Here is a 591-nt window from a genome sequence, read left to right as displayed (position 1 = left end):
ACATCGAGGTGCCAAACAACCCCGTCGATATGGACTCTTGGGGGTCATCAGCCTGTTATCCCCGGCGTACCTTTTATCCGTTGAGCGATGGCCCTTCCACGCGGGACCACCGGATCACTATGACCGACTTTCGTCTCTGCTCGACTTGTCAGTCTCGCAGTCAGGCAGGCTTATGCCATTGCACTCGACGACCGATTTCCGACCGGTCTGAGCCTACCATCGCGCGCCTCCGTTACTCTTTCGGAGGCGACCGCCCCAGTCAAACTACCCACCATACACTGTCCCGGACCCGGATGACGGGCCGCGGTTAGACATCCACGAAGATAAGGGTGGTATTTCAAGGATGGCTCCACGCGAGCTGGCGCCCACGCTTCAAAGCCTACCACCTATCCTACACATGCCTTGGCGAATGCCAGTGTAAAGCTATAGTAAAGGTGCACGGGGTCTTTCCGTCTGACCGCAGGAACCCCGCATCTTCACGGGGAATTCAATTTCACTGAGTCTGCGTTGGAGACAGCGGGGAAGTCGTTACGCCATTCGTGCAGGTCGGAACTTACCCGACAAGGAATTTCGCTACCTTAGGACCGTTAT

The 591-nt window shown here is 56.5% G+C and carries 1 rRNA gene; it reads right to left on the bottom strand.

Annotated elements, in window-relative coordinates:
- A 23S ribosomal RNA gene (locus ACR0IP_RS23400) occupies positions 1-591 on the bottom strand; the annotation flags it as partial.

This window comes from Ruegeria sp. AL11 (assembly GCF_056540865.1).
Note: the sequence above shows the minus strand (reverse complement) of the source record. Positions and strands in the feature narration are given on the sequence as shown.